Consider the following 19,038-nt stretch of genomic DNA (forward strand, 5'->3'; position numbering starts at 1 on the left):
CTCTGCCCGCGAGGCCCACGGAACGGAACGCGAATCTGCCGTCAGCAGACGGTCAGCCGGCTGACGGTCAACGCGCGGTCGGCGGCGTGTACTTGTACCCGACCCGCCGCACCGTCTGGATCGCCTTGCGGTGCTCGACGCCCAGCTTGCGGCGCAGCCGGGCGATGTGGACGTCGACGGTACGGCCGTCGCCCACGTGTCCGTAGCCCCACACCGTGGTGACCAACTGGTCGCGGGTGTGCACCCGGTGGGGGTGGGCGACGAGGTGGGCGAGGAGTTCGAACTCCAGGTACGTGAGGTCGAGTTCCTCGCCGTTCAGCTGCGCGGTGCGCTGCACGGTGTCGATCCGGACGAGCGGTTCGGCCTCGGCGGGGAGGGGCGTGACCGGGTCGGTCCGGGTGAGGTGCGGGCTGTCGGCCGGGATGAGGACGAGGTACCCGACCATCGGCGGCTGCCCGGGCAACGTGGGCAGGGTGTGCGGGGGCGCCGGCAGCCAGGTGGCGCCCGGCGGCAGGAACTCCGCCACGTCGATCACCTCGTCCCGGTCCACGGCGCGCAGATGATGCCGTGGAGCGCTCGGGGCGGGGACGTCGAGGGTGGCGGAGGGGAGGGAACGGATGATCGCCATGAGAAGTCAGCTCTTTCGCGCGAGAGGTTCGTCGAGGGACGTACGTCGAGTCGCGCAGGCCGGAGGCCGAGGGTGTACGGCTTTAGAGGGCCGGCGCGTTCATCGCGCGACAACACACCCGGTCGAAGTCATGGTGCTGACGGGAAGGCCAGAAGGGCTCGAGGTCATGGCGACCCGTCGCTCCGCACTTCTGGTAGTTGCCCATGCGTCCATTCAAGCAGACACACGCCCGCAACGTCACCGGGAATGCGAAGAGGCGCCCACCACAACGGTGGACGCCTCTTCGCAGCAGCAAGAAGGTGGGGATCAGACCTGTCCGGCCTTCTCCAGCGCGGAGCAGCACGTGTCGACGATGAGGCGCGTCACGAGGTACGGGTCGACGTTGGCGTTCGGACGGCGGTCCTCGATGTAGCCCTTGCCGTCCTTCTCGACCTGCCACGGGATACGCACCGAGGCGCCGCGGTTGGAGACGCCGTAGGAGTACTCGTTCCACGGGGCGGTCTCGTGCAGACCGGTGAGGCGGTCGTCGATGCCGGCGCCGTAGTGCTTGACGTGGTCGAGGGGCTTGGAGCCCTCGCCGAGGGACTCGCACGCGGTGATGATCGCGTCGTAGCCCTCGCGCATCGCCTTGGTGGAGAAGTTGGTGTGCGCGCCCGCGCCGTTCCAGTCGCCCTTGACCGGCTTGGGGTCGAGGGTCGCGGAGATGCCGAAGTCCTCGGCGGTGCGGTAGAGCAGCCAGCGGGCGATCCACAGGTGGTCGGAGACCTCCAGCGGGGAGACCGGGCCGACCTGGAACTCCCACTGGCCGGGCATGACCTCGGCGTTGATGCCGGAGATCGCGAGACCCGCCTTCAGGCAGTTCTCCAGGTGGGCCTCGACGATCTCGCGGCCGAAGATCTCGTCGGCGCCGACACCGCAGTAGTAGCCGCCCTGGGGGGCCGGGAAGCCGCCCTCGGGGAAGCCGAGCGGACGGGCGCCGTCGAAGAAGGTGTACTCCTGCTCGATACCGAAGATCGGCTCCTGCGCGGCGAACTTCTCGGAGACCTCGACCAGCGCGGCACGCGTGTTGGACTCGTGCGGCGTCATGTCGATCTCGAGGACCTCGCACATGACGAGGATGTCGTCGCCGCCGCGGATCGGGTCCGGGAAGCTGGCGACCGGCTTGAGCACGCGGTCCGAGGAGTGCCCCTCGGCCTGGTTCGTGGACGACCCGTCGAAGCCCCAGATCGGGAGCTCGGCGCCCTTGGCTGTTTTTTCGGAGTCCGCCAGGATCTTCGTCTTGGAACGGAGCTTGGCCGTCGGCTGGGTGCCGTCGATCCAGATGTACTCAGCCTTGAAGGTCACGGGCCACATCCTTCGGGGTGGGTCATTCGTCGCACTTGCGGGTGCTGCGGCGCAGCGGCACTGGAGCGCCGCGATTCATGCCGGGCAGCCTGTCAACATGCGATTTCCCGATCATTGCTCAAGTGTGAACCCCGTGTTACCTGGTGGTGCTGTGTCGCGATTCACGTCGGCCTCGCGCGGCGTGCCGGTGGGACCGCTGTTCGCAGTCGCAGACAGGGGAGGGGGCGCACGGTCGGACGGCTCGTATGCGATGGGGTTAGCCCTCGGCGGCGGCCTCGCGGACCCCTTCCAGGAAGCCCCGGATCGCGCCGAGTTCGCGTGCGTCGTAGCCCTGGAGCAGCTGTACGGCGCTGCCGATGAGCGGACCGAAGAAGGCCTGCCCGAGGTCGACCGCCCGTTGGTCCACTTCGACCACCACCCTGCGCCGGTCCCCCTCGCTCCGCACCCGCCGCACATGCCCGGCCCGCTCCAGCCGGTCGACCAGGGCGGTGGTCCCCGCCGAGTTGAGCCCGAGGACGGTGCCGAGCCGCCCCGCCGTCATCTCCTCGCCGGCGCGCCGCGCGTCCATGAGGGCGATCAGGGCGCGTACGTCCGTCGGGTGCATACCGTTCCGGTTCGCGAACCGGGCGCTGTGCAGGCCGAGTTCGACCGCAACGGCCCGCAGGAGATGGACGATCTCCCTCTCCGGTCCCTGGTTCGGCACGCTCGCCTCCGGCTATCATCTCGCTCACCGAGTATCTCGTTCAGCGAGATAATAGGGGGGATGGCTGACCATGGGAACACGTAGTCCGTACGACCCCGACCGCTTCGGGTCCGCCTACGACAAGGTCATGGCGAAGTGGCCCGAGGAGCGGGCGGCGCTGACCGTCCCGACGCCGTTCGGCGGGACGTACGTCAATGTGTGCGGGCCCGCCGACGGCCGCCCGCTCGTGCTGCTGCCGGGCGGCGGGGGAGCGACCTCGGCGTCCTGGTACGCCCAGGCCGGCGAACTCGCCGACGTGGGCCACCGTGTCCACGCCGTCGACCTGATCGGCGCCCCGGGCCGCAGCATCCCGGCCGCCGACCGGCGCCCCCGCACGGTGTCCGACCTGATGACCTGGCTGGACGCGCTGCTCGACGGCCTCGGCGTGACCGGGGCGCTCGACCTCGGCGCCCATTCCTACGGCGGCTGGATCGCGCTGCACTACGCACTGCACGCGCCCGCCCGTGTACGCCGTCTGTTCCTCCTCGACCCGACCCAGTGCTTCGCCGGGTTCGAGACGGCGTATCTGCTGCACGCGCTGCCGATGCTGCTACGGCCCACCGCGCGCCGGGTCCGCTCGTTCCTGGAGTGGGAGACCGGGGGAGCGCCGCTGGACCCCGACTGGCTCCGCCTCCAGGAGGCGGGCGCGGGGTTCCCCTCCGCGAAACCGGTGACCGGTCCCCGCCCGGCGCCGGACGCGCTGCAAGGGCTGAACGCGCCGGTCCTGCTGCTTCTGGCCGGAAACAGCAGGACCCATGACACGTACCGGGTGACGGCCCGGGCGGGCGAGTTGCTGCCGCACGTGCGGACGGAGGTCCTCGCGGACGTCTCCCATCACGCGCTGCCGCACGCCGCGCCTGAGCGACTGGGCCGTCACCTCACCGGTTTTCTCGGATCGTGAGCGTCACCCCACCTTCTGGATCAGGGCCCGGCGGATCAGGAACTTGCCGGGCTCACGGACCTGTTCGAAAGCCGCGTTGTTCAGCAGGACACAGCTGCCCGAGACCGAAGTGACCTTCACCGTCGTGGACTTGTTGTTGTCCAGGTTGGTGACCTTCAGCGTCGTACCGGCCGGGAACTGGTTGCTGGACGCGGCGGGCGCACCGGCCTCGCCGGAGAGCGTGACGGTCGAGCCGTTGCACACCTGGCTGCCGACGGCAGCGGCTCCACCGCCGGTGCTGCCCGCCGGCGGGGTCGCCTTGGAGGTGGCCGTGGCCGTGGCCGTGGCCGTGGCCGCGGGCGCGGGCGCGGACTGCGCCGGCTGCGTGGTCTGGGAGCCCTGAGCCGACTCCCCAACCGCACAACCGGACGCCTTCTGCTGCACCTTGATCTGCGCGATGACCGCCTCGCGGTTGGCGATCCGCGCCGCCGACTGGGCGTCGGGACTGGCCTTCTGACCGGCGATGAAACTCTGGTTGTTGCCGAGCGCCGTGGCGAGCCCTTGGCAGACCGTCGAGTTGGCGGCGGACAGGGTCTTGGCGTTCTGCGCGGCCGGCTGCGACGCGTTCGACGTGGTGGCCAGAGCGAAGGCCCCGCCTCCCGCGACCGCCGCGGCGGTGACCAGCAGTGCCAGTTTCTTCTTCGTACTCGCGGTTCTCCTGCGCGACATGCGCGCCTCCTGTGGGGTAGGGGAGCGTACGCCGCTATGTACGGGATACCGAACGATGTAACTCAGCGGACACACGAGCCACCGAAGTGACGTACGCCACACAGGAGTTGTGGATCACTGCTCACCGGCGGGACAGCGCGTCCTGGCCGCGAAAGGACCGCCCTCGCCGAACACGAGCCGCCCGAAGTTCTCGCCGATGCGGCGGTGCCCCGCCGGATCGGGGTGGAGATCGTCGGGCAGCGGGAACTCGGCGTAGTCGCTCTCGCCGTAGAGGCGACGGCCGTCGAGATAGTGCAGGTACGGGTCGTCGGCCGCCCGCTGTGCTACGACCCCGGCGAGCGCGTCCCGGATCACGTTGAGCGTCAGGCGCCCGGCGGCACGTTCGGCGGGATCGCCGGTCGCCCTGAACCGCAGGGTCCCGTCGGCGAAGTCGGGTGCGAGCGGGCCGGGGGTGTCCTCCTGGACCGGGCACAGGAGAGGGGACACGACCAGCAGTGGTGTCGTGGGATGCCCCTCGCGGAGGGTGTCGAGGAAGCCGTGGACCGCCGGGGTGAAGGCGCGCAGGCGCATCGTGTCGGCGTTGACGACATTGATGCCGATCTTGACGCTGATCAGGTCCGCCGGGGTGTCCCGCATCGCACGGGCGGTGAACGGGTCGAGCAGCGCGCTGCCGCTGAACCCCAGGTTCACGAGCTCCACTTCGCCCCGCGCGGCGGCGAGAGCCGGCCAAATACCGCTCGGATGCGTGGCGTTGGAGCCGTGGCTGATGGAACTCCCGTGGTGCAGCCACACCTTGCGCCCGCTGTCCCGCGCCTTCTCGACGGGGGCGTCGGTGCGCAGGGCGATCAACTCGGTGATCTCCGTGTGCGGGAGCCAGATCTCGACGTCCTTCTCACCCGCCGGCAGACCGGCGAACCGGGCGGTGCCGGGCGGCCCCTCCGTCAACTCGGCGGACTGGGTGACCATGTCGGTGATCGTGCGGACGTTGCCGCCGGTGACCGTGGCCCGGGCGGTGAGACGGCCGTCGACCAGCAGGTCGTACACGCCGTCCGCCGGGGCCGGGAACCCTCGGTAGACGCGCTTGGTGGGCAGTGTGTCCAGCTCGATCGTGGTGGCCCGGGTGCGGAAGACCAGCCGTACACCGGAGGGCTGGGCCTCGGCGACGGCCAGTTGGTCGTCGGGGATCTGGCGGCGGGCCCGGGCGGGGAGCCGGTGGGGGAGCAGGCCGTGCGCGGTGGTCTCCGCGTCGAGGAAGCCGCGCAGCATGTCGGCGGTGACGGGGGTGGTGATCGTGTTCTCGTGCTCGGTGGTCATTGCCTCAGCCTGTTGGTCAGGGGGTCCGGGGGTTCGGGACGGTCGGGCGGTGGTCAGGGGGTGGCCCGGTTCCGCAGCAGGGTGTCGAGGGAGTCGACGATCCAGGCCCAGGACTCCCGCGCGTCGGGCGCGCTGTGCTCGAAGCCTCCGGCCAGCTCCAGGCTGACGTAGCCGTGGAAGACGCTGCCCAGCATCCGGACCGCGTGTGTCTGGTCCGGTTCGGTCAGGTCGTAGCCGCGCAGGATCGCCCGGGTCATCTGCGCGTGCCGTACGCCCGCGCTGGCGGCGGCCGTCTCGGGGTCGAGCCGGAGCCGGGCGGCGTCGTAGCGGCCGGGGTGCTCCCGGGCGTAGTCGCGGTAGGCGTCCGCGAAGGCGGCGAGGGCGTCCTTGCCGGCGCGTCCGGCGAGCGCGTCGGAGACCCGGTCGGCGAGTTCCTCCAGGGCGAACAGGGCGATCCTGGTCCTGAGTTCCTGGGAGTTCTTCAGATGCGAGTACAGACTCGCGACCTTGACGTCGAACCGCCGGGCGAGCGCGGAGACGGTCACCTGGTCGAAGCCGACCTCGTCGGCCAGTTCGGCCCCGGCGAGGGTCAGCCGTTCCGGGGTGAGTCCTGCTCTGGCCATAACCTTCCTCCCGCTCGACTACGTTGATTATGCATTTGCCTAAACCCTTTAGGCAAATGCAAGAAGGGTCGGAACGGCGGGGTGTTCGAATTTTACGAAGCCTCACGCACACCTCCCGGATCAGGGGTGACATGACGGCAACGTCCGTCCCCACCAGGGCATTTGGCGGAGGCCGTGGACTCACCGGATGTCAGTGGCGGGCGGTAAACTGGGAGCAGTGTTCGAGGGTGTCGCCGGGGGGTCCGGACGGCGCCCTGACCGCGACAGGAGGATGTCCGTGCCCGCTGCCGCACTGAAGCCGAAGCCGTTGCCGACCCAGTCCACCGCGAAGCGTTCCGTCCAGCTCGACCTGCCCTACGTGCCCGTGGAAAAGCGGCCGTTGCCGCCCGGACGCCCGCGGGAGTGGTACGTCACGCACAACCGCCGCCTCAAGGCGATGCGGCTCGCGATCGCCCTGCTCGACCAGGGCGTGTACGTCCCGAACCAGGCCCGCAACGAGACGATCCGATCGACGGCGGAACTGATCGGTGTTCACCCGCCGTCGGAGACGACGTGTCACATGGTGCGGGCGCTGATGCGGTACTCGCGCTGAGCCGTGGCGCCGGGTGCCCTGTGTTTCCTGGGCGCCCGGCCCCGGTGCGGGGGTCCCTGGGGGCTGCCGCCCCCAGCCCCCCGCTTCGGCCCTGAAGGGGCCTCGTCCTCAAACGCCGGACGGGCTGGATGGCGCGGACCGGTACCGAGGGGTGCGCCCCGCACCTGCAACACCCCTTGCACCCACAGCGCCCCCTGTACCTCCAACGCCGCCTGCACCGACAGCGTCTCCTGCACCTACAACACCCCCCCTGCACCGACAGCGTCTCCTGCACCGACAGCACCCCCGACGCCGACAACGCTGCCTGCACCGACAGCGTCTCCTGTACCTACAACGCTGCCTGCACCGACAGCGTCTCCCGCCCCCACAGCACCCCCTGCACCGACAACACCCCCTACGCCGACAACTCCCGCTCCACCGGCGTCCGGAACCTCGGCGTCACCCGAGTCGTCCCCACCCACCCCCGCAACCGCTCCGCCGCCTCCCCGATCGCGGCCTCCGCCTCTCGACCGATCCCCTCCCGGTCGAGCAGCCGCCACACGATCTCCCCGTCGGTCCCGGCCCGTTGCGCCCAACTGCCCACCACCCGCCCGTTCCACCACACCGTCGGCCCCACATTGCCGCTGTAGTCGAACAGCGCCGGGCGCAGCTCCGGTGCCAGGTACCAGTCCCGTCGCTGCCAGCCCATCGCCGTCGGATCGAGTGCCGGCAACAGGGCGGCCCACGGCTCGGCGGGGCCGGCCGGCGGAGCGAGGTCCCCGGCGGCCACATACCCCGTGCCCTCGTCCAGGGTCACCGGCTCCGCGCCGATCGCCGCCAGGGCCCGGCGCACGTCCGTCACGCGCCACCCCGTCCACCACTTCAGGTCGGCCTCCGTGGCCGGGCCGCAGGCCGTGAGCCAGCGCTGCAGCAGGGTCGACTGGGCCTCCACGACGTCCAGTTGGGGGTGTTCGGGAGCCACCGCCCAGCGGAACTGGTTCGACGTCCACGAACCCAACGGCCGCCCCCGCACCACCTTGCCCTCCACACCCAGCACCCTCAGCAGCTGCGTCGAGACGGTGTGGACGCCCTCGTAGCTCTTGCCGGCCGCGTACACGAACTGTTCCTTCAACCTCGGCTCGTCCTCGGCGAGTTCGGCCGCCGTCGCCTGTCCGCGCCGGGCCAGCGCGGCGAGGGCCGCGTCCTCGACCTCCTTCAGCCAGGCCGCGTCCGGTGCCCCGGCCTTCGCCATGTTCTTGAGCAGGGAGGCCCGTTCACGGGCGGCGACGGCCAGTCCCGTCGAGGCGTGCACGACGCCGGTCAGCTCGGTGGGGAACACGAACACCGTGTGCCGCATGCCGTGCATACGGAGCAGGGTGCGGTCCTCGTACAGGGCGCGGGCCGTCTCCGGCACGGTGCCGGCCGGGTCGGCGAGCCGTGCGCCCACGGCGAGGTACACCGTCGCGGGGTCGCTGCCGTGCAGGGCGACGAGGGAGTCGGCGACGTCTTCGGGGCGTGCCGCGCGTGTCGTTCCGGCGAGGCGGTGGCGCAGGGCGAGCCTGGCCCGCCGTTCGGCTACGCCGATGTACCGTTCCTTGCCGCTCATCCCAGCCTCCAGCGCGAGAGGTCCACTTCTCGACCGACAGTAGACGGGCGGGTGGGTGGGAAGACAATCTGTCCGTTCACCCGATCGCCGCCCCCGAAATGCACCCCCCGCACCCACCCGGTTTCACTGCCTAGCATGACCACACCGGCGGACCGAGCAGACCGGGGCCGCGCCGCGCGCAAACGCGTCTCCCGTTCCGCCCACGCCGGCTGGATCCCCGCCGTGGACCGCCCGGACCCCGTAGCCGTACTGGAACGGCAGGGCCGTGACCGCCTCCCGGAACTCCTCCCCATCCGGTACGGCCGCATGGCAGCCTCCCCCTTCGCCTTCTTCCGCGGCTCCGCCGCCGTGATGGCCGCCGACCTCGCGGCCCAGCCGCACACCGGCCTCACCGTGCAGCTCTGCGGCGACGCGCACCTCCTCAACTTCGGCCTGTACGCGTCCCCGGAACGTGCCCTGCTCTTCGACCTCAACGACTTCGACGAGACCTTCCCGGGCCCGTTCGAGTGGGACGTCAAGCGTCTCGCCGCGAGCGTGGCCGTCGCCGGACACGAGAACGGCCACAGCGAGCCGAAGGCCCACCGCGCCGCGCTGGAGGCGACCGCCGCGTACCGCACGGCGCTGCGCGCGCTGGCCCGCAAGGGCGAACTCGCCGTCTGGTACGACCGTATCGACGCCGACAGCCTGCTGCCCCTGGTCCGTTCCGCCCGCGACCGCCGCCGGGTCGAGTCCAGCCTCACCCGGGCCCGCCGCCGTACCAGCCTGCACGCCGTGGGCAAGCTCACCGAGACCGTCGACGGCCGCCGCCGTATCGTCCACGACCCGCCCCTCCTGGAACCGGCCGGCGCCGCCGACATGGCCTCCCTGCGCAAGATCTTCAGCGACTACCGCTCCACCCTCTCCGAGGAGCGCCGCCTGCTCCTGGACCGCTACCGCTTCGTCGACGCCGCCCGCAAGGTCGTCGGCGTCGGCAGTGTCGGCACCCGCTGCTTCATCGTGCTGCTCGCCGGGCGCGACCAGGACGACCCGCTGTTCCTGCAGATCAAGGAGGCGCGGAAGTCCGTACTGGAGGAGTACCTGCCGAGCGGCCCGTACGTCCACCCCGGCCACCGGGTCGTAGCGGGGCAACGGCTGCTGCAAGCTGCCAGCGACATCTTCCTCGGCTGGATGACGGGTCCACAGGGCCGCGCCTTCTACTGGCGCCAGCTGCGCGACATGAAGGGCTCGGCGGACGTCGCCGGCATGGGCCCGGCCGAACTCCTCGGCTACGCCCGCCTGTGCGGCACCGCCCTGGCCCGCGCCCATGCCCGCTCCGGCGACCGCGTCGCCATCGCCGCGTACCTGGGCGGCACCGACACCTTCGAACACGCGGTGGCCGACTTCGCCTCGGCCTACGCCACCCAGACCGCCACCGACCACGCCACCCTGAACGCGGCCGTCGCGGCGGGTGTGGTCACGGCGGCACCGGGCATCTGACACCCCCAACTCCAGCCCGGGGAAAAGAAGATGCACACCGAGTGACCGACTCCCTACGCTGGAGACGCATTCCGGAGCAGGTCACCACCGCTTCCCGCAGGACAGGCGTCACCCTGCGGAGTCGGCGCTACTCTCGGACGCACCCAACCCGCCGATGGACGGCCGCCCACCCCAGCGCCCCGTCGGGACACAGTTCACACCGCTCGGACACGACACCCACGCCCACGGAGGCCCGTCATGGGCACCATCGTCATTTCCGGAACCGCCGTCCTGGTCCTCTTCGGCTTCAGCGACCACGTCTGGTGGCTGGCCGCCGTCGCCGTCCTCTTCCTGTACCTCCGGTACGGGCGGGACGCGTCCTCGAATACCTCGTCCTCGTCCTCGTCGAGCGGCGGAGCCTCGTCAGGAGCCACCCCGTCGAGCTACCGGGCGTACCGCGACCGCCGTGACAAGCAGGCCAAGTGGGAGCGCCGCTACCAGCGCGAACGCCCCCTGGAGGCACGTCGGCAGGCACGGGAGAAGAGTTAGTGGGACCTACAACCCGGGGGCGCCCCACACCGGGAACCACCGGCTGAGATCCTGCTCGATCCGCAGGTCGTTGCCGAGCATCGACTTGACCTGGAGTTCCAGCGAGCTGTCGCGCCGCTGCCCGTCACCGGTCAGCGGCGCGAACGGGAAGAACGTCCCGCGCTTGTACAGATAGACAAGAGCGAGCCGCCTGCCTCCGTCAGCCCCTCCGTCTTCGAATCCGGCCAGCGAGCACAGCAGTTGGGGCCCGAAGCCGTTGACCTCCATCGCGCTGTTCACCGCGTGCAGATCGTTCACCAGCGCCGACAACTGGTCGGGCGACCGGCGCGAGACCAGCCACGAGTAGCCGTAGGCGTCCTGGGTCAACTCCACCGGCGGACCGGTGCGTTCGGCGTCCGCGTCGAGCAGTGCCTGGACCTCCCGGTGGGTCTGCTCGAACGCCCCGCCCTCCACCGTCGCGAAGCACACCGCACCGCGCCCGGTCGCCCTGAACCCGGCCGCCGCCTCCAGCGTCACCGCCGCCGAGGGCAGCGCGAACAGCTGGTCGAGATCGGGAGCGACCGGTTTCGTACGGCCGAGCAGGATGTCCAGCAACCCCATCCTCAGTCCGCCTTCCCGATGCCGGGCACCGCCGCCTCACCCAACTCGGCGGAGATCCGCCCCAGTTGGTCGAGCCGCTGCTCCAGGCTCGGGTGGGTCGAGAAGAACCGCGAGAAACCGGGCTCGGCGCCGGTCGCCGGGCTGAAGTAGAAGGCGTTGAAGGCCTGCGCGGTCCGCAGATCCTTCGTAGGAATCCGGGCGATGTCGCCGTCGACCTTGGTGAGCGCGGACGCCAGCGCCGAGGGCTTCCCGGTGAGCAGCGCCGCCGCCCGGTCCGCCGCCAGCTCCCGGTACCGGGACAGCGCCCGGATCAGCAGGAAGCTGATCGCGTAGACGGCCGCCGAGATCCCCATGATCCCGGCGAAGACGGCCAGCGTGTTCTGGTCCTTCCGCCCCCGGAAGATCTGCGAGTAGAACGCGAACCGCACCATGAGCCCGGCGAGCACCCCGAGGAACGACGCGATCGTGATCACTGCGACGTCCTTGTGCGCCACGTGCGACAGCTCGTGCGCGAGCACACCCTCCAGCTCGGCCGGCTCCAGCCGCCGCAGCAGACCGGTGGTCACGCAGATGACGGCGTTGTCGGCGTTCCGCCCGGTGGCGAAGGCGTTCGGCATGTCGATGTCCGACACGGCGACGACGGGCTTGGGCATGTCGGCGACGGCGCACAGCCGGTCGATCACACCGTGCAGCTCGGGATACTCCTCCCGCTCCACGATCCGGCCCTTCATCGCGTACAGCGCGATCCGGTCGGAGAACCAGTACTGCGCGACGAGCAGCCCACCGGCGAGCACCACGACCAGCACCCAGGACTTCAGCAACACGATCAGCGCGGCCACGAACGCCACGTACAACAGTCCGAGCAGGAACAGCGTCAGACCCATACGCACGGTCAGCCGCCGGTCGCTCCGGAAGCGGCTCTGCATCTGCCATCACCCCGCAGTCAGGCACTCGTCCCACCGCCCAGTGTGCACCCGCGCCTTCCCATGAAGCGGTCCCGATCGGCCCTAGGCGGAGCAAAAGGTCCCTGTGAATCCGGGTGCCGTCCTCACCCCCGCCTTACCGCGTGCTCGGCCCACCCGCGCAGCTTCACGTCCGGATCGTCGAGCAGCGCCTCGGCCGCCCGCCGCCGTACGCTCCCGCCCCGCGCGTCGAGCAGCCGGAACGCGGCGAGCCGCACCGGCCGGGGCCACCGTGCCCCCAGCCGCTCCGTCAGCCACTCCTCGGGCACCAGCTCCGCGGACGGCAGCAGCGCGGCGGTCACCTCACGCACGACCCCGGCCGCCGGATCGTCCAGCAACGGCCGCAACCGTCGTACGTCCGCCACGTCCAGCACCCGCAGCCCGGCCACGGCCCGCGCCCGTACCGCGCCCGTCGGATGGCCGACGAGCGTCCACAGCAGCCCGGCATCCGCCCGCCCGCCGCACTCCGCCAGCCCGATCACGGCCCCGGGCACCGGCTCCGGCGCCGCGCACCACGCCCGGTACAACGGCAGCGGATCGACCCCGTCCTGCCGTACGACATACCGCGCACAGGCCCGCACGACCGGGGCCCGGTCGGCCAGGAACCCCACCGCGAGGTCGGTCCGGCCGGCGGGCCGCAGCACGGTGACCCCGGCGGAACGGACCCGCGGACCGCGCGCCCCGAGCAGCGGTGCGAAGACCTCGTCGTACGCCCCGCTCCGCGCCACGGAGGCCAGCGCGGCGTCCGCGCACACGGTCTGGACGACGGCGTCGCTGTCCCGGGCGGCGGCGCGGGCGAGTTCGGCGGGGGAGAGGAGGCCGTCCTCGACGGCGAGGCGGTAGGCGTAGCGGCGCACGGCGGGGTCGGCGCTGGAGCAGAGCGCGACGAGCCGGTCGCGGGGGGCGCTGCGCAGGGTCTCGTCCAGCAGGCGTACGGCGAAATCGGCCCGGTCGCGGCGGCCGACGAGCAGGATCATCGGCGCGAGCGAGGCGGCCGTCACGGCGTCGAGGCCCTCCGCCAGCCGCTGCCGGGCCCGGTCGCGTACCGGCGGAGCCCACTCGGCGCAGCGCAGCACGACCAGGGGCAGCAGCACGGGGTGTCCGGCGGCCCGGTCCAGCGCCGCCTGCCGGATCCGGCCGTCCCGGTGGCACAGGGCCAGGGCGAGCTGGGACTCGGTCAGCGGGCCGGGGCCGCGCAGGACGGCGGTGAGCTCGTGGGCACCGGCCATCCGGTCCCACGGCACGACGTCCGGCGGGCAGAAGAACTCGTCCGCACGCGCACCCGTGTCCAGCCCGAGCCACGCGCGCGGATCGCGGACGTCGAGCACGTCCCGTACCGGTTCCCCCTGCGCGAGCCGCACCGCGGCGGCCACTCCACGCCTGATGTCCGCACGCATCTCTAGTACCGCGCCCGGAAGTTGACGTACCCCAACAACACGATGACCGCGGCGACACTCCCCAGCACGACCACCGTCGATATCCACGAGGACCGCCGCGGCCCCACCCCCTCGGGCTCACCCCGGAACGGCACCGGCCCCGGAGGGTTCTCCTTCCAGCGGGCCGCGAGCATCCGGGCCCGCGCGGAGGGCTCCTTGTGCTCGGCGCTGTCGGCCCACTTGAGGTCGAACTCCCGCTCCTCGTCGTCCTGTTGCTGTCCCATCCCCGTTGCCCCTCCCGGAAAACAGTCTGCGTAAAACAGTCTGCGCACGACGGTGCCCCCGCCTCTCCGAAGAGAGACGGGGGCACCCGACGATCGGTTCGTTCGATTCGATCGGTTGGATCGGTTGGATCGGTCCGATCGGTTGGATCACACGTCGAAGTACAGCTCGAACTCGTGCGGGTGCGGACGCAGCTGCAGCGGCGCGATCTCGTTCGTGCGCTTGAAGTCGATCCACGTCTCGATCAGGTCGGGCGTGAAGACGTCGCCCGCGAGCAGGAACTCGTGGTCGGCCTCAAGGCGGTCGAGGACGGCCGGGAGGGAGGTCGGGACCTGGGCGACGCCCGCGTGCTCCTCGGGAGCCAGCTCGTAGAGGTCCTTGTCGATCGGCTCGGCCGGCTCGATCTTGTTCTTGATGCCGTCCAGGCCGGCCAGGAGCAGGGCGGAGAAGGCGAGGTACGGGTTGCCGGAGGAGTCGGGCGCGCGGAACTCGACGCGCTTGGCCTTCGGGTTGGAGCCCGTGATCGGGATACGCATCGCGGCGGAGCGGTTGCGCTGCGAGTACACCAGGTTGACCGGCGCCTCGAAGCCCGGCACCAGGCGGTGGTACGAGTTCACCGTCGGGTTGGTGAACGCGAGCAGCGACGGGGCGTGCTTGAGGATGCCGCCGATGTAGTAGCGGGCGAGGTCCGACAGACCCGCGTAGCCGGCCTCGTCGTAGAAGAGCGGGGAGCCGCCCGCCCACAGCGACGAGTGGACGTGCATGCCCGAGCCGTTGTCACCGAAGATCGGCTTCGGCATGAAGGTCGCGGTCTTGCCGTTGCGCCAGGCCACGTTCTTCACGATGTACTTGAAGAGCTGGAGGTCGTCGGCCGCGGCGAGCAGCGTGTTGAACTTGTAGTTGATCTCGGCCTGGCCGGCGGTGCCCACCTCGTGGTGCTGGCGCTCGACCTGGAGGCCGGACGCGGCCAGCTCCAGGGAGATCTCCGCACGCAGGTCGGCGAAGTGGTCGACCGGCGGGGTCGGGAAGTAACCGCCCTTGTAGCGGACCTTGTAACCGCGGTTGTCCTCGACCGCACCGGTGTTCCAGGCGCCCGCCTCGGAGTCGATGTGGTAGAAGGCCTCGTTCGCCTTGGTCTCGAAGCGCACGCTGTCGAAGACGTAGAACTCGGCCTCGGGACCGAAGTACGCGGTGTCGGCGATACCGGTGGAGGCGAGGTACGCCTCGGCCTTCTTCGCCACGTTGCGCGGGTCACGGGAGTACTGCTCGCCCGTGATCGGGTCGTGGATGAAGAAGTTGATGTTGACCGTCTTGTCGCGGCGGAAGGGGTCCACGCGCGCGGTCGACAGGTCGGCGCGGAGCGCCATGTCGGACTCGTGGATGGCCTGGAAGCCGCGGATCGAGGAGCCGTCGAAGGCGAGTTCCTCATCCGGGTCGAAGGCCGTCGCCGGCAGCGTGAAGTGCTGCATCACACCCGGCAGATCGCAGAATCGGACGTCGACGAACTTGACGTCCTCGTCCGCGATGAACTTCTTGGCCTCGTCGGCGTTCTGGAACATCCAGCTCCTCCTACTCCCGACCGTCCGTGCCGGGGTGGTAGTTCGTTCGTGCGGCCAGTGCGGTGGCACACGCTGCAGCCGACCTTAGGGACGGGGGATTTCTCCAGCGTGACCCATTTGTTTCGCCCAAGTTAACCGGTCTTGGGCCGCCCGGCCCCTCCTGTCCGCATGGCAGAACGCGGGCAGTACCGTGGACGGGTGGACAACAGGGATGCAATCGGCTCATGGCTCTCCGGGCCCCGCGAGGCCGCGGAACGAGCAGGTGTCGACTTCGGCTACCGCGGCGAGCGGCTGGGCCTGCCCGAGGAGGGCCCCGGCTCGATCGCCCGCCCTGGCCGCCGCCTCGGCGCCCTCGCCGTCGACTGGGGTCTGTGCCTGTTGATCGCATACGGCCTGCTCACCCACGGCTACAAGCCGGGGTCGACCGGCAACTGGGCCCTCCTCGTCTTCTTCGTCCTCAGCGCCCTCACGGTCGGCACGATCGGCTTCACCCCGGGCAAGCGCCTCTTCGGCCTCCGCGTGGCCGCCCTCGACACCGGCCGCCCGAGCCCCCTCCGCGCCCTGCTCCGTACCGCCCTCCTCTGCGTCGCGGTCCCGGCCCTGATCTGGGACCGCGACGGCCGCGGCCTGCACGACCGGCTGGCACGCACGGTGGAGGTCCGGATCTAACGGCAGCCGTATGCGGATACGGCCCCGGTCGTACGACGAAGGGGGTGCCCGGAGCGATCAGGGCGCCCCTTTTCCGTGCCGGGCGGGTGACGGTCGGCCGGTCACGGCCCGGGATCCCCTCGACGACGGGCCGGGCCCAGGACACTGTCGCCGTTCCCGACGGAAGTGGTGGGCAGTGGTGGGCAGGATGGCAGCAGACGACAAGTCGACGATCGTGACCCGGGCGCCGATGGTCGCCGAGATCGCGGCCCGGTACGCGGCGGAGGCGGAGACCGCGCGGCGGCTCTCACCGCAGGTGGTCGAGGGGGTACGGGACGCCGGGTTCGCACGGCACTTCGTACCGTCGGCCCACGGCGGCGAGGCCGGCGGTTTCACCGAGCTGACCTCCGCGGTCGGCCTGGTGGGGGAGGGCTGCACGTCGGCGGCCTGGGCGGCCTCGCTGGCCGCCTACGGCGGGCGGAACGCGGCCTTCCTGCCCGAGGAGGCACAGGCGGAGATCTGGGCGGACGGACCGGACGTACTGCTGGCCAGCGCCCTCGTGCCGTCCGGCAGGGCGGAGCCCGTGGCCGGCGGCTGGCGGCTGGGCGGTGAGTGGAAGTACATCAGCGGGGTGCACTTCGCCGACTGGGCGCTCGCCTGCGCGCCCGTCCCCGCCGAGCACCCCGAGGCCTCCGTGAAGCCTGATGCGCGGCCCGACAGGCGGCCCGACGCGCGGCCCGAAGTGCGCTTCTTCGCCGTGCCGAAGGCCGACTTCGCCATCGTGGACAGCTGGTTCACCGTGGGGATGCGCGGAACCGGCAGCGACACCCTGCTCCTCTCCGACGTCTTCGTGCCCGAGCACCGGACCCTGCGGCGGACGTCGGTCCACGCCGGCTGGGCGCCCGCTTCGGGCACGGACTGCCACATCGTCCCGATGCACGCCGTGAACGCCCTGCCGTTCGCCGCCCCGCTGGTCGGCGCCGCCCGGGGCGCGCTGCGGGCCTGGATCGCGCGGACCGGTTCGCGCGTCGACCGCCGGGGACAGGCCGTGGGCGAGAAGCCCTCGACACAGATCGCGCTGGCCCGCTCGGCCGCCGAGGTGGACGCCGCCGAACTCCTCGTCCTGCGTATGGCCGCGGTCGCCGACGGCACCGAGTGCCCTCCGGAGGGCGAGGCGGCGGTCCGGGGCGCCCGGGACCTGTCACTGGCGGTGGAACTGCTGGTCTCGGCCGTCGACCGGGTCTTCCGCGCCGGCGGCACGTCCGGACAGTCCTCGTCCGACCCGGTACAGCGCTTCTGGCGCGACGTGAACAGCGCCGCCTCGCACGTCGCCCTGTCCTTCGAGACGACGGGCGCGGCCTACGGCGCCTGGGCGCTGGGCGGCGGGGAAGCGGGGGCCGTGCGCTGAGCTCGTCCGGGTTGCCGGTCCCGGGCGGCGACCGCATAGTCGATCTGGACCCGGGTGACGATCTCGGTCACCGTCGGTGAGCTGTAGCCGGGGCCGCTGAACTCGCGGCGGCCTCCGCAGACGCCCAACAGGTGGTGCACCGTCATGGCCGAGCGTCAGGAAGTACTGGAAACCGTCGTGGCGCCCGAGGACTTCCGGGCGGCGATGTCCCGCTTCCCCTCCGGCGTGGTGGTGGTCACCACCCGCTGCGGGGACGGCACGCCCCGCGGATTCACCGCCAGCTCCTTCTGCTCGGTCTCGCTGGACCCGCCGATGGTGCTGGTGTGCCTGGCGAACTCGGCGGACTCGGCACCGTCGTTCGAGTCCTGCGACCGCTTCGCCGTGAGCGTCCTGGCCCCGGCCCACCGCCCGCTCGCCGTGCGCTTCGCCACGAAGGGCACCGACAAGTTCGCGTCCGAGGGCCTCGCTCTCAGCCCGGACGGACTCCCGACGGTCGAACGCGCCCTGTCCGAACTGGACTGCGCCGCACACGCACGACACCCGGCCGGGGACCATACGGTCCTGATCGGCCGGGTGACGGGTGTGCGACTGGGGGAAGGGTCCCCGATGGTGTACTACGACCGCGCGTTCAGGACGCTGGCCTGACGCCTCGGCCCGAGGGCCGGGGCTCAGCGGGCCTTGCCGCCGCCCTTGGGGAGCTTCATGCCCTTCGGCATCGGCCCCTTCGGGAGCGGCATGTTGCTCATCAGGTCGCCCATAGCGCGCAGCCGGTCGTTGGTCGCCGTCACCTGCGGGCCCGTCAGTACGCGCGGGAACTTCAGCATCGTCGTGCGGACCTTCTTCAGCGGGATCTGGCCCTCGCCGGTGCCCACCATCACGTCGTGCACGGGGACGTCCGCGACGATGCGGGCCATCTTCTTCTTCTCGGCGGCCAGCAGGGACTTCACCCGGTTCGGGTTGCCCTCGGCGACCAGCACGATGCCGGCCTTGCCGACCGCGCGGTGCACCACGTCCTGGCTGCGGTTCATCGCCACGGCCGGAGTCGTCGTCCAGCCCCGGCCGATGTTGTCCAGTACCGCGGCGGCGGCGCCCGGCTGACCCTCCATCTGGCCGAAGGCGGCCCGCTCGGCACGTCGTCCGAAGACGATCGCCGTCGCGAGGAAGGCGAGCAGGAGGCCGAGAATGCCGAGATAGATGGGGTGTCCGAGCAAGAAGCCGATCGCGAGGAAGACACCGAAGGTGACGATTCCGACAGCCGCGAGTACAAGGCCGATCATCTTGTCGGCCTTGCGGGTCATCTTGTAAGTCAGGACGATCTGCTTGAGTCGTCCGGGGTTCGCAGCGTTGTCCGCTGTCGTGTCCTTCCTCGCCATGCCACGAGTCTACGTGGCTCCCGGAGCGCCGACGACGGCGGTGCCCGGAGTGCGAGGTTCAGGAGCGGGAGGTGAGGGTCTGCTCGATGACGAGCTGTGCCTCGACCCGGTCCTTGGCGCGGCGGCGGTCCTCCAGGACGGAGGTCCACGCGTTGCGGCGGGCGGTCCGCTGGCCGCTGCTCATCAGCAGCGACTCGACGGCGCGCAGGGCGTCGGTGACGGACGGGATGGCGGTGGCGCGGACGGGTGCGGCCTGCATCGTGGAGGTCCCCCCTCGGAACGGCTCTGGGTACGGGGCTACGTGCTGTAAGTCCAGTGTCACTGTTTGGTGTTACCAGGGCGTGACCGACCGGTCAAACGCCAATGAAGCCTTGATGCGATGGGCCGAA

General features: G+C 71.0%; 21 protein-coding genes. 7 read left to right on the forward strand and 14 right to left on the reverse strand.

Annotation, left to right across the window (positions count from 1 at the left end; all coding sequences use genetic code 11):
• Nucleotides 1-67 precede the first annotated feature (67 nt).
• The 3 genes from ACIQBL_RS24660 to ACIQBL_RS24670 all read right to left on the reverse strand — a co-directional run bounded on the left by ACIQBL_RS24660 (nt 68) and on the right by ACIQBL_RS24670 (nt 2,675).
• Entirely contained in the window at nt 68-628 is a 561-nt protein-coding gene (locus tag ACIQBL_RS24660) for a winged helix-turn-helix domain-containing protein (protein ID WP_401945093.1), read from the reverse strand.
• Nucleotides 629-934: 306 nt separating this feature from the next.
• Nucleotides 935-1,972 (reverse strand): glutamine synthetase, encoded by a 1,038-nt coding sequence (gene glnII / locus ACIQBL_RS24665; protein ID WP_401945094.1) that lies wholly within the window; start codon nt 1,970-1,972, stop codon nt 935-937.
• A gap of 256 nt (nt 1,973-2,228) precedes the next feature.
• Nucleotides 2,229-2,675 carry a MarR family winged helix-turn-helix transcriptional regulator gene (locus ACIQBL_RS24670; RefSeq protein WP_401945095.1) on the reverse strand — a complete coding sequence of 149 codons (447 nt, stop codon included), beginning with the start codon at nt 2,673-2,675 and terminating at the stop codon, nt 2,229-2,231.
• A gap of 70 nt (nt 2,676-2,745) precedes the next feature.
• On the opposite strand from ACIQBL_RS24670, the gene ACIQBL_RS24675 reads away from it, so the two are divergent.
• Nucleotides 2,746-3,615, forward strand: coding sequence for an alpha/beta fold hydrolase (locus ACIQBL_RS24675; protein WP_401945096.1), 870 nt, complete (start codon nt 2,746-2,748; stop codon nt 3,613-3,615).
• Nucleotides 3,616-3,618: 3 nt separating this feature from the next.
• On the opposite strand, the gene ACIQBL_RS24680 is transcribed toward ACIQBL_RS24675, so the two are convergent.
• From ACIQBL_RS24680 to ACIQBL_RS24690, 3 genes are all read right to left on the reverse strand, one after another.
• A complete protein-coding gene (locus ACIQBL_RS24680) occupies nt 3,619-4,323 on the reverse strand; it encodes a hypothetical protein (RefSeq protein ID WP_401945097.1) in 705 nt (234 codons plus the stop codon).
• Between the two features lie 114 nt (nt 4,324-4,437).
• Nucleotides 4,438-5,637 (reverse strand): GDSL-type esterase/lipase family protein, encoded by a 1,200-nt coding sequence (locus ACIQBL_RS24685; protein ID WP_401945098.1) that lies wholly within the window; start codon nt 5,635-5,637, stop codon nt 4,438-4,440.
• Nucleotides 5,638-5,690: 53 nt separating this feature from the next.
• Nucleotides 5,691-6,260 carry a TetR/AcrR family transcriptional regulator gene (locus tag ACIQBL_RS24690; protein WP_401945099.1) on the reverse strand — a complete coding sequence of 190 codons (570 nt, stop codon included), beginning with the start codon at nt 6,258-6,260 and terminating at the stop codon, nt 5,691-5,693.
• A 277-nt stretch (nt 6,261-6,537) separates the two neighbouring features.
• Between ACIQBL_RS24690 and ACIQBL_RS24695 the strand changes: the two genes are divergently transcribed.
• A complete protein-coding gene (locus tag ACIQBL_RS24695; protein WP_401945100.1) occupies nt 6,538-6,852 on the forward strand; it encodes a hypothetical protein in 315 nt (104 codons plus the stop codon).
• Nucleotides 6,853-7,246: 394 nt separating this feature from the next.
• Here ACIQBL_RS24695 and ACIQBL_RS24700 read toward each other — a convergent pair whose 3' ends face one another.
• Nucleotides 7,247-8,437: a winged helix DNA-binding domain-containing protein gene (locus ACIQBL_RS24700; RefSeq protein WP_401945101.1), complete on the reverse strand. Its 1,191-nt coding sequence runs from the start codon at nt 8,435-8,437 to the stop codon at nt 7,247-7,249.
• A gap of 135 nt (nt 8,438-8,572) precedes the next feature.
• Between ACIQBL_RS24700 and ACIQBL_RS24705 the strand changes: the two genes are divergently transcribed.
• Both ACIQBL_RS24705 and ACIQBL_RS24710 read left to right on the forward strand, forming a co-directional pair.
• The gene (locus ACIQBL_RS24705; protein WP_401945102.1) at nt 8,573-9,913 is read left to right on the forward strand and encodes a DUF2252 domain-containing protein; all 1,341 of its coding nucleotides are present in this window, start codon (nt 8,573-8,575) and stop codon (nt 9,911-9,913) included.
• Nucleotides 9,914-10,150: 237 nt separating this feature from the next.
• The gene (locus tag ACIQBL_RS24710) at nt 10,151-10,441 is read left to right on the forward strand and encodes a hypothetical protein (RefSeq protein ID WP_401945103.1); all 291 of its coding nucleotides are present in this window, start codon (nt 10,151-10,153) and stop codon (nt 10,439-10,441) included.
• Nucleotides 10,442-10,447: 6 nt separating this feature from the next.
• Here the strand turns inward: ACIQBL_RS24710 and ACIQBL_RS24715 are convergent, their stop codons facing one another.
• From ACIQBL_RS24715 to glnA, 5 genes are all read right to left on the reverse strand, one after another.
• A complete protein-coding gene (locus ACIQBL_RS24715) occupies nt 10,448-11,041 on the reverse strand; it encodes a hypothetical protein (RefSeq protein WP_401945104.1) in 594 nt (197 codons plus the stop codon).
• Between the two features lie 2 nt (nt 11,042-11,043).
• Complete coding sequence (gene htpX / locus ACIQBL_RS24720; protein ID WP_401945105.1) at nt 11,044-11,967, reverse strand: zinc metalloprotease HtpX; 924 nt, start codon at nt 11,965-11,967, stop codon at nt 11,044-11,046.
• Nucleotides 11,968-12,089: 122 nt separating this feature from the next.
• Nucleotides 12,090-13,400, reverse strand: coding sequence for a hypothetical protein (locus tag ACIQBL_RS24725; protein WP_401945106.1), 1,311 nt, complete (start codon nt 13,398-13,400; stop codon nt 12,090-12,092).
• A gap of 2 nt (nt 13,401-13,402) precedes the next feature.
• Nucleotides 13,403-13,663 carry a hypothetical protein gene (locus tag ACIQBL_RS24730; RefSeq protein WP_401945107.1) on the reverse strand — a complete coding sequence of 87 codons (261 nt, stop codon included), beginning with the start codon at nt 13,661-13,663 and terminating at the stop codon, nt 13,403-13,405.
• Nucleotides 13,664-13,810: 147 nt separating this feature from the next.
• Nucleotides 13,811-15,220, reverse strand: coding sequence for a type I glutamate--ammonia ligase (gene glnA / locus ACIQBL_RS24735; RefSeq protein ID WP_043682236.1), 1,410 nt, complete (start codon nt 15,218-15,220; stop codon nt 13,811-13,813).
• Between the two features lie 198 nt (nt 15,221-15,418).
• On the opposite strand from glnA, the gene ACIQBL_RS24740 reads away from it, so the two are divergent.
• From ACIQBL_RS24740 to ACIQBL_RS24750, 3 genes are all read left to right on the forward strand, one after another.
• A complete protein-coding gene (locus ACIQBL_RS24740) occupies nt 15,419-15,889 on the forward strand; it encodes an RDD family protein (RefSeq protein ID WP_401945108.1) in 471 nt (156 codons plus the stop codon).
• Nucleotides 15,890-16,076: 187 nt separating this feature from the next.
• Nucleotides 16,077-17,276 (forward strand): acyl-CoA dehydrogenase family protein, encoded by a 1,200-nt coding sequence (locus ACIQBL_RS24745; protein WP_401945109.1) that lies wholly within the window; start codon nt 16,077-16,079, stop codon nt 17,274-17,276.
• Between the two features lie 144 nt (nt 17,277-17,420).
• Nucleotides 17,421-17,921 (forward strand): flavin reductase family protein, encoded by a 501-nt coding sequence (locus tag ACIQBL_RS24750; protein WP_401945110.1) that lies wholly within the window; start codon nt 17,421-17,423, stop codon nt 17,919-17,921.
• Nucleotides 17,922-17,944: 23 nt separating this feature from the next.
• Here the strand turns inward: ACIQBL_RS24750 and ACIQBL_RS24755 are convergent, their stop codons facing one another.
• Together ACIQBL_RS24755 and ACIQBL_RS24760 are read right to left on the reverse strand one after the other, a co-directional pair.
• Complete coding sequence (locus tag ACIQBL_RS24755) at nt 17,945-18,649, reverse strand: DUF4191 domain-containing protein (protein ID WP_401945111.1); 705 nt, start codon at nt 18,647-18,649, stop codon at nt 17,945-17,947.
• A gap of 58 nt (nt 18,650-18,707) precedes the next feature.
• On the reverse strand, nt 18,708-18,908 hold the full coding sequence (locus ACIQBL_RS24760; protein WP_401945112.1) for a hypothetical protein: 201 nt from the start codon (nt 18,906-18,908) through the stop codon (nt 18,708-18,710).
• Nucleotides 18,909-19,038: the final 130 nt, after the last annotated feature.

The sequence above is a fragment of the Streptomyces sp. NPDC088350 genome, assembly GCF_044753545.1.
Taxonomy (GTDB): domain Bacteria; phylum Actinomycetota; class Actinomycetes; order Streptomycetales; family Streptomycetaceae; genus Streptomyces.

Coding starts and splice junctions, on each gene's coding strand:
- ACIQBL_RS24660 (WP_401945093.1), bottom strand. CDS start 628: ATGGCGATCATCCGTTCCCTCCCCTCCGCCACCCTCGACGTCCCCGCC.
- ACIQBL_RS24675 (WP_401945096.1), top strand. CDS start 2,746: ATGGGAACACGTAGTCCGTACGACCCCGACCGCTTCGGGTCCGCCTAC.
- ACIQBL_RS24680 (WP_401945097.1), bottom strand. CDS start 4,323: ATGTCGCGCAGGAGAACCGCGAGTACGAAGAAGAAACTGGCACTGCTG.
- ACIQBL_RS24685 (WP_401945098.1), bottom strand. CDS start 5,637: ATGACCACCGAGCACGAGAACACGATCACCACCCCCGTCACCGCCGAC.
- ACIQBL_RS24690 (WP_401945099.1), bottom strand. CDS start 6,260: ATGGCCAGAGCAGGACTCACCCCGGAACGGCTGACCCTCGCCGGGGCC.
- ACIQBL_RS24700 (WP_401945101.1), bottom strand. CDS start 8,437: ATGAGCGGCAAGGAACGGTACATCGGCGTAGCCGAACGGCGGGCCAGG.
- ACIQBL_RS24705 (WP_401945102.1), top strand. CDS start 8,573: ATGACCACACCGGCGGACCGAGCAGACCGGGGCCGCGCCGCGCGCAAA.
- ACIQBL_RS24710 (WP_401945103.1), top strand. CDS start 10,151: ATGGGCACCATCGTCATTTCCGGAACCGCCGTCCTGGTCCTCTTCGGC.
- ACIQBL_RS24715 (WP_401945104.1), bottom strand. CDS start 11,041: ATGGGGTTGCTGGACATCCTGCTCGGCCGTACGAAACCGGTCGCTCCC.
- htpX (WP_401945105.1), bottom strand. CDS start 11,967: ATGCAGAGCCGCTTCCGGAGCGACCGGCGGCTGACCGTGCGTATGGGT.
- ACIQBL_RS24725 (WP_401945106.1), bottom strand. CDS start 13,400: ATGCGTGCGGACATCAGGCGTGGAGTGGCCGCCGCGGTGCGGCTCGCG.
- ACIQBL_RS24730 (WP_401945107.1), bottom strand. CDS start 13,663: ATGGGACAGCAACAGGACGACGAGGAGCGGGAGTTCGACCTCAAGTGG.
- glnA (WP_043682236.1), bottom strand. CDS start 15,220: ATGTTCCAGAACGCCGACGAGGCCAAGAAGTTCATCGCGGACGAGGAC.
- ACIQBL_RS24745 (WP_401945109.1), top strand. CDS start 16,077: ATGGCAGCAGACGACAAGTCGACGATCGTGACCCGGGCGCCGATGGTC.
- ACIQBL_RS24750 (WP_401945110.1), top strand. CDS start 17,421: ATGGCCGAGCGTCAGGAAGTACTGGAAACCGTCGTGGCGCCCGAGGAC.
- ACIQBL_RS24755 (WP_401945111.1), bottom strand. CDS start 18,649: ATGGCGAGGAAGGACACGACAGCGGACAACGCTGCGAACCCCGGACGA.
- ACIQBL_RS24760 (WP_401945112.1), bottom strand. CDS start 18,908: ATGCAGGCCGCACCCGTCCGCGCCACCGCCATCCCGTCCGTCACCGAC.